Source organism: Mucilaginibacter sp. P4_A11 (assembly GCF_056402535.1).
Genome location: NZ_JBFUHE010000001.1, coordinates 541,066 through 555,073 on the forward strand (window position 1 = coordinate 541,066; position 14,008 = coordinate 555,073).

General features: G+C 43.7%; 15 protein-coding genes. 3 read left to right on the top strand and 12 right to left on the bottom strand.

The window, feature by feature from the left end:
* Positions 1–8 precede the first annotated feature (8 nt).
* The gene (locus tag AC1DUD_RS02425; RefSeq protein WP_477371141.1) at positions 9–1,418 is read left to right on the top strand and encodes an ATP-dependent DNA helicase; all 1,410 of its coding nucleotides are present in this window, start codon (positions 9–11) and stop codon (positions 1,416–1,418) included.
* 184 nt (positions 1,419–1,602) lie between these two features.
* Here AC1DUD_RS02425 and AC1DUD_RS02430 read toward each other — a convergent pair whose 3' ends face one another.
* Together AC1DUD_RS02430 and AC1DUD_RS02435 are read right to left on the bottom strand one after the other, a co-directional pair.
* Complete coding sequence (locus tag AC1DUD_RS02430; protein WP_477371144.1) at positions 1,603–2,337, bottom strand: LytR/AlgR family response regulator transcription factor; 735 nt, start codon at positions 2,335–2,337, stop codon at positions 1,603–1,605.
* A complete protein-coding gene (locus AC1DUD_RS02435) occupies positions 2,334–3,449 on the bottom strand; it encodes a sensor histidine kinase (RefSeq protein ID WP_477371147.1) in 1,116 nt (371 codons plus the stop codon). The genes AC1DUD_RS02430 and AC1DUD_RS02435 overlap by 4 nt, the downstream gene beginning before the upstream one ends.
* A 236-nt stretch (positions 3,450–3,685) precedes the next feature.
* Between AC1DUD_RS02435 and AC1DUD_RS02440 the strand changes: the two genes are divergently transcribed.
* On the top strand, positions 3,686–3,997 hold the full coding sequence (locus AC1DUD_RS02440) for a hypothetical protein (RefSeq protein ID WP_477371150.1): 312 nt from the start codon (positions 3,686–3,688) through the stop codon (positions 3,995–3,997).
* A gap of 409 nt (positions 3,998–4,406) precedes the next feature.
* On the opposite strand, the gene AC1DUD_RS02445 is transcribed toward AC1DUD_RS02440, so the two are convergent.
* The 4 genes from AC1DUD_RS02445 to AC1DUD_RS02460 all read right to left on the bottom strand — a co-directional run bounded on the left by AC1DUD_RS02445 (position 4,407) and on the right by AC1DUD_RS02460 (position 7,759).
* The gene (locus AC1DUD_RS02445; protein ID WP_477371153.1) at positions 4,407–5,405 is read right to left on the bottom strand and encodes an ABC transporter ATP-binding protein; all 999 of its coding nucleotides are present in this window, start codon (positions 5,403–5,405) and stop codon (positions 4,407–4,409) included.
* 142 nt (positions 5,406–5,547) lie between these two features.
* Complete coding sequence (locus tag AC1DUD_RS02450; protein ID WP_477371156.1) at positions 5,548–6,378, bottom strand: outer membrane beta-barrel protein; 831 nt, start codon at positions 6,376–6,378, stop codon at positions 5,548–5,550.
* A gap of 33 nt (positions 6,379–6,411) precedes the next feature.
* On the bottom strand, positions 6,412–7,206 hold the full coding sequence (locus AC1DUD_RS02455; RefSeq protein ID WP_477371159.1) for a hypothetical protein: 795 nt from the start codon (positions 7,204–7,206) through the stop codon (positions 6,412–6,414).
* Positions 7,190–7,759, bottom strand: a complete 570-nt coding sequence (locus tag AC1DUD_RS02460; RefSeq protein WP_477371799.1) for an RNA polymerase sigma factor — start codon at positions 7,757–7,759, stop codon at positions 7,190–7,192. The genes AC1DUD_RS02455 and AC1DUD_RS02460 overlap by 17 nt, the downstream gene beginning before the upstream one ends.
* 357 nt (positions 7,760–8,116) lie before the next feature.
* Here AC1DUD_RS02460 and AC1DUD_RS02465 point away from each other — a divergent pair, with 357 nt between their 5' ends.
* Positions 8,117–8,419, top strand: a complete 303-nt coding sequence (locus tag AC1DUD_RS02465) for a hypothetical protein (RefSeq protein WP_477371162.1) — start codon at positions 8,117–8,119, stop codon at positions 8,417–8,419.
* Positions 8,420–8,430: 11 nt separating this feature from the next.
* On the opposite strand, the gene AC1DUD_RS02470 is transcribed toward AC1DUD_RS02465, so the two are convergent.
* From AC1DUD_RS02470 to hemL, 6 genes are all read right to left on the bottom strand, one after another.
* Entirely contained in the window at positions 8,431–8,964 is a 534-nt protein-coding gene (locus tag AC1DUD_RS02470) for a CopD family protein (protein WP_477371165.1), read from the bottom strand.
* 103 nt (positions 8,965–9,067) lie between these two features.
* Positions 9,068–10,093, bottom strand: a complete 1,026-nt coding sequence (hemE, locus tag AC1DUD_RS02475; protein WP_243482517.1) for a uroporphyrinogen decarboxylase — start codon at positions 10,091–10,093, stop codon at positions 9,068–9,070.
* Positions 10,094–10,238: 145 nt separating this feature from the next.
* Positions 10,239–10,769, bottom strand: coding sequence for a hypothetical protein (locus tag AC1DUD_RS02480; RefSeq protein ID WP_477371169.1), 531 nt, complete (start codon positions 10,767–10,769; stop codon positions 10,239–10,241).
* Positions 10,769–11,476, bottom strand: coding sequence for a response regulator transcription factor (locus AC1DUD_RS02485; protein WP_091166941.1), 708 nt, complete (start codon positions 11,474–11,476; stop codon positions 10,769–10,771). The genes AC1DUD_RS02480 and AC1DUD_RS02485 overlap by 1 nt, the downstream gene beginning before the upstream one ends.
* Before the next feature lie 14 nt (positions 11,477–11,490).
* Positions 11,491–12,366: a sensor histidine kinase gene (locus tag AC1DUD_RS02490; RefSeq protein ID WP_477371174.1), complete on the bottom strand. Its 876-nt coding sequence runs from the start codon at positions 12,364–12,366 to the stop codon at positions 11,491–11,493.
* Between the two features lie 98 nt (positions 12,367–12,464).
* Positions 12,465–13,832 carry a glutamate-1-semialdehyde 2,1-aminomutase gene (gene hemL, locus AC1DUD_RS02495; protein WP_477371177.1) on the bottom strand — a complete coding sequence of 456 codons (1,368 nt, stop codon included), beginning with the start codon at positions 13,830–13,832 and terminating at the stop codon, positions 12,465–12,467.
* Between the last annotated feature and the right edge of the window lie 176 nt (positions 13,833–14,008).

Sequence of the window (14,008 nt, forward strand, 5' to 3'; positions counted from 1 at the left end):
GAATCTCTGTGCCTGTTACTTTAAATACACATCAAAAAGCTGCATTCAAGGCAATCCAAAAATTTCTTGATCATCCCGCTGCCGATGTTTTTGTGCTGAAGGGTTATGCCGGTACAGGTAAAACCTTTTTGATGCAGCACATTGCGCAATGGCTGAAGGAAAAGGAAAAGAAGTTTTGCATGCTGGCGGCAACGGGCAGAGCTGCTACGGTTCTGAGAGGAAAAACAGGTTTCTCCGCCTCAACAGTTCATGGTGAACTATATCACTTTGATAAGATAGATGGTCTTGACGAAGAAACACTGGCCGAAAGCTCTGGGCCGGGTATCGCCGGACAAATGACCATGCAATTTTTAACCCGTCCGGCAGATAGTGAAACTACCATTTATATTGTTGATGAGGCGTCGATGCTTTCCGGGGCAGCTACCGAGGGGAATAATATTGCCGTTTTTGGTTCGGGGGTCCTGTTGGAGGATTTTTTTCAGGTAGCCAATAAAAGCAAGATCATTTTTGTTGGCGATCCTTGCCAGCTGCCGCCTGTAGGGCAAACGTTTAGTCCGGCGTTAGACACCGATTGGCTGGCCAAGCAACAGCGTTTTCCGGTATCGGTTAAGCTTTCAAAGATAGAGCGCAATAAAGATGATAACGATATATTGGTTTTAGCAGGAGCTATCCGCGCCATGACCGAGAGCCGGGAACGCATCAAGTTTCCTAAGATCCCGGCATCAAACCTTAACAATGTAAAGCTGCACATTACTGATGATGCTATGTTTAGCCTGTATGCCGCTAACTATAAAGCAGCAGGCCCCAATAGCTGCCTCGCTATAGCACGGAGCAACAAAAAAGTACAAATGATAAACCGCGATATGCGCCGCGAGCTTTTTGGTTCGGGATATGTGCCTTTACAGGTTGGCGATGTGCTGCTGGTGACACAAAATAATTATTCGGTGCCGTTAACTAATGGTGATTTTGTGATTGTGAATGAGCTTGAAGAGGTAGAACAAAAGCTTGATATGAAATTTCAAAAAGTGTTGGTTACCGCGCTTGCCTCCGGGAAGGAATTTAAGATGCTGCTTTCGTTAGATGCGCTTGAAAGTTTAAAGGGTAACCTCACCAACGAACAGGCCAAAGCGCTGATAATTGATTTTAATAACCAGATGAAGGCAAAAGGATTTGATCAAAAGAGTGAACCATATAAAGAAGCCATGCGCGAAGATCCTTATCTCAATTGCCTTAAAGTTTCGTACGGTTATGCAGTTACCTGTCATAAAGCACAGGGAGGGGAGTGGGACAATGTTTACCTGTTTTTAGATAAAAGCATGTACGGCGCATCCTACTATGAACTTTGCAAATGGTGGTACACCGCCGTTACCCGCGCAAAAGATGAATTGAATTTGGTGAATGATTGGTGGATAAGCTGAGATTAGCAGTTAAAAAGCGTCATTGCGAGGCACGAAGCAATCCCCGATTAGTAGAGCGGCTATGCAGGTTTCTCTGTATAGTTAGGGATTGCTTCGTTCCTCGCAATGACGGGGGTGGAGATTTTATTTTTCCTTAAGCCTGTAGTAAAAACATCGGCCACAGATTAAACTAAACTTTAAACCATCACCCCATCTGCAACCGCTCATTCTTTAACTTTTTCTGCACATCCTGTTTATAATTACGACCAATAGGCAGTTCATGCCCGGCAACGTCCATGCTGTAGGCATAGAAAGAATCTATTTTGTTTAACGAAACTATAAACGACCGGTGAATGCGTACGAACTTGCTCTCGGGAAGCATTTCTTCCAACAGGCTGATCTTTTGACGGGTGATGTGGACCTGGTTATTTACGGCCACTACTTTCACATAATCGCGCAGGCTTTCTATCCATAAAATGTCATTAATATTCACCTTGATGGTTTTGCGATCAACCTTTAAATAAATGAACGTATGCGTATCACTTACAGGCTCTTCATGGGTAATAACAGGTTTGCCTTTATGCTCGTTCAATTGATAGATCTTATCAACAGCCCGCAAAAAACGCTCGAAAGAGATTGGTTTCAACAGATAATCAACCGCGTTCAGCTCAAAGCCATCAAGCGCATATTCGCTGTGAGCTGTAGTGAAAATTACTTTAGGTGGATTCTTGAGACTTTTTAGCAGATCGGTGCCTTTTATTCCCGGCATCTGGATATCAAGAAACATCAGGTCGATAGGTTTTTGCTGCAATAGCCTGAAAGCCTGGATGCCGTCGGTACAGGTAGCGGTAACCTCCATTTCACTGAAACGCTCGAGGTAATTTTTCAGTACCTCAATGGCATGCGGTTCATCGTCAACTATGAGGGTGCGGATTTTCATGCGGTTACCATTTTGGAAGTTACAGGTTGTTTTACAGTTTTCAGGTCGAGATCAAGCGCAACGAAAAAGGTATCCTCTTCATTTACGATCTTCAGGCGTGAAGAATGAGGGTAAAGCAGGTTCAGTCTTTTAGTTACATTTTTTAGTCCGATGTGCCCCGGCGTATTACCTGCCTCAACCGGATGTTCGGGTTTGCTGTTGGCCACTTTTAGTTTAAAATGGTTCAGCGTAACGCTGATATCAATGTTGATCCAGGTAGCGCTAACCTGTTCGCTGGTGCCGTGTTTAAAAGCGTTTTCGATAAAAGGAAGTATCAGCAGGGGCGCTATGGTTTTATCTTTTAAATTACCGGTGATGGTAAAATTGATATCAATGCGCTCTTCATAACGGAGTTTTTCGAGCTTTACATACTGCTGCATCATAAACACTTCTTTTTCTAAAGACACTTCATTATCCGAGCATTCATAAAGCATATACCGTAACAGGTCCGACAAGCCGATAATAGCCTGCGGCGATTTTGGCGAATTGTTAAGACTCAAAGAGTAAAGGTTGTTAAGCGTATTAAATAAAAAATGCGGATGTACCTGGGCTTTCAGTGCATTAAGTTCGGCTTCAAGGGCCGCTTGTTTACGCTCGTACCACATTTTAAACAGTTTGATAGCCAAAACAAAACCCGTGAACAGGTTGGTCCCCTTGAACGAGTTTACCAGGCTTTGTCCGTCCATTAACTGCTCAGGAAACGGGCGATGGGTAGAGGCTATATAATCCACATCGGTTACATGCATCACCCGGATCAGGTAAGGGGCAACAAAAAAGATCCCGATTGTACGGCTTATGAACATACAAGCAAAAACAAGCGGTATCAGCATCAGGAAGAACATTATGTACCGTTTTTCAAAAACATACCTGGGCACCAGCCAATAGGCAATGGCATAGTAGTAAGCAATTTGAATGGGCATGTACAAAAGGTTATTGCGAAACGAAACCCAAAAATTGGTTTGGAACGAATAGAGTGTTGTGATGAAAAACGATACGATCACCCAAAATATCACGTGCTGCCAGAAACGTGGCAGCTTAACATTATTGAGCATCAGATCGAAACCATTATTCATATAGCTAATTTACTGCAAAACAGTTTAATTGAATTGCCTTTAAGATGAATTGCGACAAACTGCAATCATTTGATGACGAACTGCAAGCAGGAGGCTGTTCCGATGGCTTTTTGCAATTAAAAGTTTGTTCATCGCATTATAATGCTGTTCGTCGTAACTGGGAGGTAGTGTGCCTATGTTGTTTTCATCCTGTTTAATATGCTGTTAGTTTTAGTTTATAAATTAAAAATAACGCCATGAAAAAGTTAATTATCACAATTTGTATCCTGGCATTTGCAGCAGCTGCAGTGCAGGCTCAGAATAAAATAGCAAACGCACGCGGTTTTTGGGTGGTTGAACACAACGTTAATCTGCCACGTGTGCAAACTGTTAAGTTTTATAACGATAACAATAAGTTGATATACGAGGAAACGGTTTACAGCAAACTCAATATCAAAAAGAAAAAGACCCGCCTGGCCCTTGATCAGATCCTGGACAGGCTGAACGAACGCACCGCCTATATCGAAAATAAAAACCTGGTAATGCTAAGCCTCAATTTAAGGAATTAAGACCTTTTTTAAATATACGTTTAAGAAACCGGTTGCCAACGCGAGGTATGGCGCCGGTTTGTTTTTTGGAGGAAATTCTTTTTCTGTCCCCGTCAGCAGGTAAGCTTCGGGCGAAAGCGGGCAGAACAATGGTGGCCTTGCGCGCAGGAAAGGGCATAGCAAGTTTTTGCAGAAGCATCGGGAATGTGCGAGCGCAGCGGGGCAAAATAATTGCAGCCCGTGGTTCTGCCCGGTTTGCAGGGCAAAGGCCTTGAGCGCAAAGAAGCCTATCTGCTGACTTGACTTTTTGGTTACTTTTGTGTCAAGACAAAAGTAACAGCCAACCTGCGGCGATTGAGCGGGCCGATGATATTATGTACAACTAAATCCTATTGCTACCCTTGATCGGAAGTTTGGTAACGAATTTCTATTAATACTCCAGATACTTCTCCACCCTCACGGCCACAAAATCTCCCTCAACATACTTCCCCGTCTCTTCACTCAATACCCGGAGAATAATACCACCGTGCTCGAGGATTAGATCCTCATAAAAACCTTTAAACAGTACCTGCTTAACAACCCAGTGTTTTACCGCGGCAATCAGTTTGATTTTGACCTGCTCGGGATAAATAACTGCATATTCCTTTGAGATCTCAATACCGCAAAGGTGGGCTTCATGAGCGGTGAGTACATTGCAATTGCTCAAAAGCTGGGCTGTATAAAGATATTTAGGGTGTTTGTATAATGATTTAGGTGATCCGTGTTCCACTATTTCGCCTTTGTTAAGTACGATGAGTTCATCGGCCATGGAAAGTACTTCGGCAGGGTCATGGGATACCATGATCACTGTTAAACCGGTTTCTTTAACTATCTGCCTGATATCATGCTGTAAACCTTCCCTGAACGAAGTATCTACCTGGTTAAACGGTTCGTCGAGCAGTAATACCTGCGGATGGGTAATGATAGCACGGGCAATGGCTACGCGTTGCTTTTCGCCTCCGCTCAGGTCGGCCACACGCTTATCGGCCATGGCAAGCATGTTCAACTGCTTAAGTACCCTTTCGGTTTTTTCTTGTTTGGCTTTGAGGTTGGTTGCGGGAAGCATGGCTGCTACGTTATCCCAAACCTTGGCAAACAGGTTAAGATCGTCGGTATGCTGTGTCACCATTTTCATGGCATCATGGCCTGGGATCAGTTTTTCTTCAGGTCCCCAAATGCGTTCGCCTTTAAAGTAAACCGTACCTTCATCGGGAGAAAGCAGACCATATAACAACCGGAGTAAAGTGCTTTTACCGCTCCCGCTTTCACCAATTATAGCTGTGATCTTGCCCGGCTCAATGATCAGTCCGGTTTTTTTTACACCGGCTTGTTGTTTCCCCGGGTATATTTTACTTACTGCAACCGCCTGCAAAAAAGGAATCTCTGACATCAGGGGCAAAGATAAACGTTTGAACCATGATTCTGAACCATGATTTTTAGGATTCCGGGATTGCCATGATAGATGGATAACCTGCTCTATCCTGTAATCCTTAAATCAGGCAAATCATGGTTCAGAATCATGGTTCAGCTACTTAAAAGCCAAAAGTCAATCCAAACGAGAAGTTTCTCAGACCTTTTTGATCGGGGCTGTTCTCAAACATATCGTTGAAGTAGTATTTGGCGTAAAGGCCCATGATGCCATAGCCCATGCGCACAAATACGCCTTTACGAAGTTTGGCAAAGTGGTAATCGTCGTTGAATTTCTGTTTGCCGTTTTCTTCGCTGATCTGTTTTACACGGCCGTTAAGCAAGATCCCAATCTCCGGACCGGCAACCAGCCTGAAATAATTTCCGCGGTCGTCTTCATGGCTTCGGTAATAAAACGATAGAGGGATGCGGAGGTAGGTTGATGAGAAGCGGTTTTTACTATAGTGAATGCTGTCTTGTGTATAAGTTAACACCGGTGCGTTGCGTTGTATCGTGATATCATTACGCAGCCGGATATGTGTCCAATCGAAACCGCCGGATACATAAATTTTAAAGGCGCTGTTAAAGCGGTAGCCAAATTGCAGCACATCAAAACCAAAATTGCTTGTTTTCCACTGGCGGTAGCTCAGGAACTTGTTCTTGTTCGACAAGGTAAAGCTGCCGTTATCAATCAAAGTAGCAAAGCCGAGATCGATCCTTGAAAAAGTAACTCCAAACGAAAAGCCCGGAGCTTTATGCGCGTGATATGCAGTATCAGGCTCATCATTGTTGATATTGACCTGTGTTACATCATCGCCAAAGCCAAGTTTTACCTTAACGTGCTTTTTATGAGTTGTAGTGTCTGACGTATTTTGTGCAGAATCGGCAGGTGTGCTTTGAGCAAAAACAAAGCCCGCGGCAAAGCATATGATGATGGTAAAAATAAGGCGTTTCATATTGTTGTGGTATATCTATCGTTTGCTAAAATATTATTTGTCTTTCTCTTTTTTAACTTTAATAAAGCCCAGGTTCAAGCCTGTAATGGTGGCGTCGTCTTCGTCGGTATTGCTAAATTCAATCACTTTGTCTTTACGTTTGTCAACTGCGGCTATCACTACATTAAATACATCACCAAGGCTGCGGATACGGTGTTTTTTAACAGGCCTGGAAGTTGCCGGGGCTGATTGGGCAGGTGTTTGAGCTATCAATACAGGCTGAGCTTTTTCGCTGTTAATAATTGTTGATTTTGGGCTGATCCTTGTCGCTGTATCCGGGGCATCGGTTTTAACAACATGATAATCTACGGCGGGGGCATTTGCCAATAAGGGTTCATCTGCATGGGCAGCTGCAGGTGGTTGGGCAGTAACTACAGGCTGTTGTACAGATGGAGTCAAATTGGGTTTGGTTTTATTAACGTGCGCAATATTGTTAACATGAGCTATAACCGGATTTGCAGGCACTTTGTTTTGAGCCGGGGCCGGAGGTACCACGGGCTCAATTTTAACTGTAACGGGCGGTTTTACCGTTTCATGCGTTTTAACTATCTCGGTTGAATGATGCTGGCCATTATTCTTAACCGGTTGTTTGGGAATAAACAGGATGCCGGCTGTTATCAGCAGTATAATTCCCGCTGCCGCGCTCAGCAAAGGCAATAATGTTCTTTTGCGCTTATCCGCTTTTAGTTCGGAGCTGATTCCCTGCCATACACCGGCGGATGGCTGTATCTCCAGGTCATCAAGCTTTTGTTGAAACAGCTTGTCCAGTTCCTTATCCTGCATATCCATAACTTTTGCCCTCCATTTTAGCAATTTGTTCTTTCAAAATTGTACGTGCCCTTGATAGCTGCGATTTAGAGGCACCCTCGGTAATGCCTACTATCTCCGCAATCTCTTTATGCGAGTAACCTTCCAGCGCATAAAGGTTAAACACTATCCGGTAACCCGGTGCTAATTGTTGTATCATGCCCATCAGCACTTTGGCATCCAGGTTGGCCGCAGCTATCGGGTTAACCGATGGTTCATGTCCGGCTTCGTCAATCTCCACCATCTGCATCATTTTATGATGCTTGCGGTAATATTCGATTGAACTGTGCACCATAATGCGCCTAACCCAGCCCTCGAATGATCCGTCGCCCCGGTAATCATCCATTTTTTTGAAAACCCTTATAAATCCATTCTGCAACATATCTTCGGCCTCCATGCGGTCGGTGGCGTAGCGCATACACACCCCCAGCATTTTTGAGGCGAACTCTTTATAAAGCAGTTCCTGTGCCTTCCGCTCGCCTGCCCGGCAGCGGTCTATCAATTGGTGAATGGTATATTTAGGTTCCAAAAACATCATTTATAAGTAAGATGGTATAGTGATGTAAATGGTTGCATGGGGATGTAAATAATTTAATAAATAGTTTATCCGGTGAACAGCATGTAAAATAGGGAATAGCTTTTAAAGTACGAGGCACCTCCGGAGCCCTTAAAATTGATTTAATCTTTTCTATAAACACGTTACCCCGCCGGGGTATTAAATTGCAATTTCAAAACTCCGTTAGGAGTATCGTGTTTATAGCAAGTAGTTAATTGGAAAGTGGCTCCGTAGGTGCCTCGTGTCGATGGTTAGTTTTGAGAGTGCCTTCTTTATCTGAGTTGTTAACAGTTCTGATTTATTGTATTTTTGAGTAACGCCAATAGCTAAAAAATCATGGAATTGATCCTGAAATCTGATAATAAAGAAAGTATCGCAAAAATCATTGCGTTAGCAAAAGAGCTTAATGTTATTATAGAGGAAAAAGATACGGAAACTGCGAGTATAAACCGCGAAGCGCTCAAAGAGCGGATTTTGAACTTCAGGGCTACATCTGAATCTTCATTTGGTGATCCAGTGCAATGGCAAAGAGATCAAAGAGAAGATCGTGAATTAGATATATCTGCGATTTTAGAAAATCAAAAGAAACTGTTGGAATTGGAGGGGGAAATAAAATTGGATGATGAGGCTTTTCAATAGATAACGATTGCCTACTTCTTCTCCCTATACCGCTTGTAGATCTTCACGGCAATCATTAGGATCACCCCCAAAGAAACTATCCCAACCACACCGAATACCCAGCTCAAAGCATCCTTTTTTACAGCAAGAAAAACAATGGCGAAAAGAAAAATAGTAGCCAGCTCATTCCAGAGGCGTAATTGGCTGGAAGTCCATTTGAAAACGCCTTTGCGCATTTGCTTGATTTTGGATTCGCAAATGTGATGATAGCCCACCAGGCCAAATACAAAAGCTAATTTGATATGCAGCCAGGGCATTTTTAACCATACAGGGCTTAAGTACAACATGGTGCAGCCTGCCAGTATGGTAAGCAGCATGGATGGTTTGGCTATTACATTCCATAACCTGCTCTCCATAATCTCGAATTGTTTGGAGAGTATGGTACGTTCCGGTTCGGGTTTATCCTGCGCTTCGGTGTGATAGATAAATAAGCGCACAATATAAAACAGCCCCGCCATCCAGCAGACTACAAAAATGATGTGTATGGCGAGAACGTATTGGTACATGCCGTAAGTTCATGTCATTGCGAAGAACGAAGCAGTCGCAAACTTTACAGATCGATCTGCATAGTCCGCGATTGCTTCGTTCCTCGCAATGACATACTGTTTTTTAGTTCCTGTATTCTTTTATGACTTCTACCGCGTACTTCACATTATCAAACGGGATATCAGGCATAATGCCATGACCCAGGTTAAAGATGAAGCCGTTTTCGCCTTTCATACGGTCGAACAAACGGTAGATGCGTTCTTTAATTACTTTTTTATCGGCATAAAGGATATGCGGATCAAGGTTACCCTGTACCGCTATACCTGCCGGTAAACGTTTCTTGATGTCAAGCAAATCAACATTCCAGTCTATCGAAATCACATCCGGCTTAGCTTCTGCCATCAGCGGCGCGAAAACCGAGCTGCCTTTACAGAAAGAGATCACCGGGATATCTTTACGGTTCAGTTTGCTGATGATCTCGGCAATATAACGGTGACTAAATTCTTTATAATCATCCCACGCCAAAGCCTGCGCCCAGCTATCGAAGATCTGTACAGCGTTTACACCGGCTGCAATCTGCATGTTCAGATAATCTGCTGTAACAGTAGCTATTTTTGATAACAGCTGATGGGCCATTTCGGGCTCATTGTGCAGCATCAGTTTGGTACGCTTGAAATCTTTTGATGATCCGCCTTCCACCAGGTAGCTCATTACCGTGAACGGCGCACCTGCAAAACCTATCAGCGGGATGCGGCCGGCAAGACGTTGCTGAATTACTTTGATGGCATCACCAACGTATTGCAGTTTATCCAATACATCAGTTTGTAATGCATCAATATCTGCCTGCGTGCGTACCGGATTGGCAAACAGCGGACCAACACCTGCATTAAAGCTCAGGTCGCCGCCCATAGCTTCGCCGGTTACCAGGATATCTGAAAATAGGATAGCGCCGTCGATACCTAACAAGTCGACAGGCAACATGGTAACATCGGCAGCTATCTCCGGTGTTTTACACATTTCAAGGAACGAGTATTTGTTTTTAATGTCCCAATACTCTTTCATAAAGCGGCCCGCCTGCCTCATCATCCAAACCGGTGGGCGTTCTGTTTGCTCCGAAAATGCCGCTTTTATTAATAACGAATCTCTCATATTTTATGTTAGAAGCAAGAAATCAAGAGTCAAGATGCAAGAAGAAAAGTTTTCCTTTCCTTATCTTGTTTCTTGACTCTTGCCGTCTTGCCTCTCTTTTCTTATTTTCTTGAATCCTGACTCTTGCTGTCTTGATTCTTACTCCTTATTGTCTTGTATCTTTCCTTAACTCCTGCTGAAGGCGGTTGATCACTTCCCTCATTTTGGCAGTTATTTTTTCCTTGTGCTGCTCGGTTAATTGCAGGTAGGCTTTGGCTTTTTCAAAATTACCGCGCCTGATACTGATATTGGCCACGCTAACCAATGCGGCTACATGATCATTAACCGACCGTAAGGGATATTGTGCCGCTATTTCATAGTGCATTTCTGCCCCTTCAAAATCCTGCATTTGCAGGCATAAGCCGCCGTATATAAATTCATAATATCCCCGGCGGTTTTTGCTGAGCCACTCGGGTTTCATGATCTCGTTTAACGAGGCAGCGGTTTTATCATAATCCTTTACATGGAAATGTTTGGATGCTACAACTAACGTGCCCTGCCTGAAATAATCCCAGATGAGCAGGATGATCATCATTATTGCTACTGCTGCGAGCTCATAAATACGGAAATACACCAGTACACCTAACGACAGCAGAAAAATAAACGCAATGAATATACGTGTCCTGTTACTGAACATTAATGCTGGTTATCGGTAAATTTATAGCCTACACCACGGATAGAGTGAAAATAAACCGGGTTTTTAGGATCTGGTTCAAAATACTTACGGAAGGTTAGGATGAAGTTATCGATAGTACGGGTTGACGGGTAAACGTCATAGTTCCAAACGGTTTCCAGGATCTGCTCGCGCGATACGGCATCGTTACGGCGCTCTATTAGCAATTTAAGCAGCATGGTTTCCTTTTTGGTAAGCGCGGTAATGGAACCATCTTCATTAACCAGTTCAAACGAGTTAAAGTGGATAGTTTTATCGCCTATTTTGTAGCTGTTAAACTCCTTTAGGTCTTCACCTTTCAGACTGCGTTTTACCAGGTTGTTTACCCTTAAAATAAGTTCTTCAAGATTAAACGGTTTGGTAAGGTAATCATCAGCACCCTTTTTTAAGCCTGAGATTTTATCCTCATTAGTGTTTTTGGCCGTAAGGAACATGATAGGTACTTCGGTATTTTCAAGCCTGATGGTTTCGGCAACAACAAAGCCGTCAATTTCGGGCATCATTACGTCCAATATCACCAGGTTAAAGCGTTCTTCCTTAAACAGCTGTAAAGCTTTTTTGCCGTTTTTAGCCGGAGAAACCTTGTAGCCTTCCAGCTCAAGGTTAAGCTTAATTGCTTCTAACAAATGCTCTTCGTCTTCGGCCAATAAAATTCTTTTTTTGTTTGGCATATTCATGTCTTAATTTAGGTTAATCCAAATGTAACTTCAAAAATACTGCCAGCCGGGCGGTTATCTTTAACCCTGATGCTGGCCTGGTGTTTATCCAACACCTCCTTAACAATGTAAAGGCCCAATCCGGTGCCTTTGGTGTTACGGGTTTCTTCGCTGCCTACGCGGTAAAAGCGCTCAAAAATGCGGGTCTTTTCCTCGTCGGCAATGCCGATGCCATGATCGGCTACCTGTAAATAAACTTTATCGTCTTTTGAGAATAGCTTTACCCCAACCGATGAGCAGGGGCTCGAATATTTTACAGCGTTCTCAATCAAGTTGGTCACTACCGATGTAAGGGCAAACTTATCGCCAACTATCTCCACCTTTGGCTCAATCTCGGCATCGATGATCTGCTGGTTGCAGTCGCACTTAGTGATCTGCAGGCGATTAACTATGCTGTCAACCAAAACCGAAAGGTTAAAACTGGCTTTAGGGAAACTGTATGAACGGTTCTCGATTTTGGATGCAAGCAGCATGTTCTCCACCATATCATCCAAACGCTCCACATCATTCAGTGATTTATCAATAAAATCAAGGATCTGCTCTTTGGTAAGCTGCCTTTTTTGAATGGTTTGCAGCAGGATCTTGATAGATGCCAGCGGCGATTTCAGCTCATGCGTTACCGAAAGCAGGAAGTTCTTTTTTTGTTCCTGCAGGCGGCGTTCTTTATTGAACGAGCGGTGCAGGTTAATAGCGCCAATTAAAAATACGGCAACAAACATAGCCCCTTCGCCCAGGATCATACCGGTACGGCGCGGTTGCAGCGTAACCAGCATATAGCCCCACCATACCAGTTCGGCAACGGCATAGGTGATGAGTGCATAAAAAATAACAAATGACTTTTTCATATCAGTTGGCAGTTATCAGTTTTCAGTTGGCAGTAGTTTGTCAGTTTGCAATGTGTTTATATTAAACTGCAAACTGCCCGCTGGCAACTGCAAACTGGCTACTTAGAATTAAACACCAGATCTAAACTATCAAATATAGCACGTTTTGTTTTCTCCAGGTCGGTTTTGGTATGGGCTGATGATATAAAGCCAACCTCATAACCCGACGGACCTAAATAAATGCCCCTGTTCAGCAGCTCGCGGTGGAATTTTTTGAATTTTTCCATGCTTGATGCATCAATATCTTCGGCTTTACGAATATACTCTTTATCTGTAAAAGCAAACCAAAATATGGAGCCTATGCCAAACACCTTAAATTTATAATTGCGGGCGGTGGCGAAACGCTGGATTGCTTCTACGAACTCTTCTGTTTTATTGTTCAGGTCGCGATAAAAGCCCATGCGTAAAAGTTCGCTAAGCTGGGCAATACCGGCACCCATAGCAACCGGGTTACCTGATAAGGTACCTGCCTGGTAAACCGAACCCTCGGGCGAGATATTACTCATTATGGTTGCCGATGAACCATACGCACCAACCGGCATACCGCCGCCTATAATTTTACCGTAAGTAATGATGTCAGGTTTGATCTGGTAGTAACCGGCAGCACCTTCAAAGCCTACACGGAAACCTGAGATCACTTCATCAAAGATCAGCATGGTGCCGTTTTGAGTACAGATGTCGCGGAGGTATTGCAGGTATTCTTTTTCCTGTAAAAGCAGACCGTTATTGGCAGGCACCGGTTCGATGATCACTGCGGCAATCTGATCTTTAAACTCTTCAAAGGCTTTAGCTAAAGCTTCCTTATCGTTCAGAGATACTACAATGGTTTCGTCGGCAACCGATTTAGGTACGCCGGCCGATGAAGTTTCGCCAAAGGTAACCAGGCCCGAACCTGCTTTTACCAGCAGGGCATCTGCATGACCGTGATAGCAGCCTTCAAACTTCAGGATCTTATCGCGTTTGGTATAACCTCTTGCCAACCTGATAGCCGACATTACGGCTTCGGTACCGGAGCTTACAAAACGGATCTTTTCAATAAACTTATTGTTTTTCAGGATCAGTTCGGCCAACTCATTTTCCAATGCGGTGGGTGCGCCGAAGCTCATGCCATTTTGCATAACCTCGATAACTTTTTCCCTTACCTTGGCATTGTTGTGGCCGAGGATAAGCGGGCCCCATGAGCAGCAGTAGTCGATAAACTCGTTACCATCAGCATCCCAGATATGGCTGCCATCGCCTTTTTGAATGAATAGCGGTGTACCATAAACTGATTTGAAAGCCCTTACCGGCGAGTTAACCCCACCCGGGAAAAACGTTTGCGCCTTAGCATACAACTCGGCCGATTTTTCACGACTGATATCGGGCTTGCCCGTAGTATTTACCGGTTCATCCTCTGCTGAAAACATCTTTTTTATTGAATCGAACATTGTTGTGAGCTTAAAGCTGTTTTTTTAGCGTAAAGCAAAAAGCCAAAGGCTTAAAGCTTTAATGTGTTTTTTTGTTTTATTGGGCTTTCGGTTTTTTGCCTTAAGCTTTTAGCTTCCTACTCCCAATTTGCAGGTCTGCCCTGCACAGTTCGCGATTGCTTCGTACCTCGCAATGA

Excerpts from the sequence above, each read along its gene's own strand:
- AC1DUD_RS02470 (WP_477371165.1), bottom strand. The coding sequence starts at position 8,964 with ATGTACCAATACGTTCTCGCCATACACATCATTTTTGTAGTCTGCTGG.
- hemL (WP_477371177.1), bottom strand. The coding sequence starts at position 13,832 with ATGTTCGATTCAATAAAAAAGATGTTTTCAGCAGAGGATGAACCGGTA.
- AC1DUD_RS02460 (WP_477371799.1), bottom strand. The coding sequence starts at position 7,759 with ATGTTTTTGGAACCTAAATATACCATTCACCAATTGATAGACCGCTGC.
- AC1DUD_RS02480 (WP_477371169.1), bottom strand. The coding sequence starts at position 10,769 with ATGTTCAGTAACAGGACACGTATATTCATTGCGTTTATTTTTCTGCTG.
- AC1DUD_RS02490 (WP_477371174.1), bottom strand. The coding sequence starts at position 12,366 with ATGAAAAAGTCATTTGTTATTTTTTATGCACTCATCACCTATGCCGTT.
- AC1DUD_RS02440 (WP_477371150.1), top strand. The coding sequence starts at position 3,686 with ATGAAAAAGTTAATTATCACAATTTGTATCCTGGCATTTGCAGCAGCT.
- AC1DUD_RS02430 (WP_477371144.1), bottom strand. The coding sequence starts at position 2,337 with ATGAAAATCCGCACCCTCATAGTTGACGATGAACCGCATGCCATTGAG.
- AC1DUD_RS02450 (WP_477371156.1), bottom strand. The coding sequence starts at position 6,378 with ATGAAACGCCTTATTTTTACCATCATCATATGCTTTGCCGCGGGCTTT.
- AC1DUD_RS02445 (WP_477371153.1), bottom strand. The coding sequence starts at position 5,405 with ATGTCAGAGATTCCTTTTTTGCAGGCGGTTGCAGTAAGTAAAATATAC.
- AC1DUD_RS02485 (WP_091166941.1), bottom strand. The coding sequence starts at position 11,476 with ATGCCAAACAAAAAAAGAATTTTATTGGCCGAAGACGAAGAGCATTTG.
- AC1DUD_RS02435 (WP_477371147.1), bottom strand. The coding sequence starts at position 3,449 with ATGAATAATGGTTTCGATCTGATGCTCAATAATGTTAAGCTGCCACGT.
- AC1DUD_RS02455 (WP_477371159.1), bottom strand. The coding sequence starts at position 7,206 with ATGGATATGCAGGATAAGGAACTGGACAAGCTGTTTCAACAAAAGCTT.
- AC1DUD_RS02465 (WP_477371162.1), top strand. The coding sequence starts at position 8,117 with ATGGAATTGATCCTGAAATCTGATAATAAAGAAAGTATCGCAAAAATC.
- hemE (WP_243482517.1), bottom strand. The coding sequence starts at position 10,093 with ATGAGAGATTCGTTATTAATAAAAGCGGCATTTTCGGAGCAAACAGAA.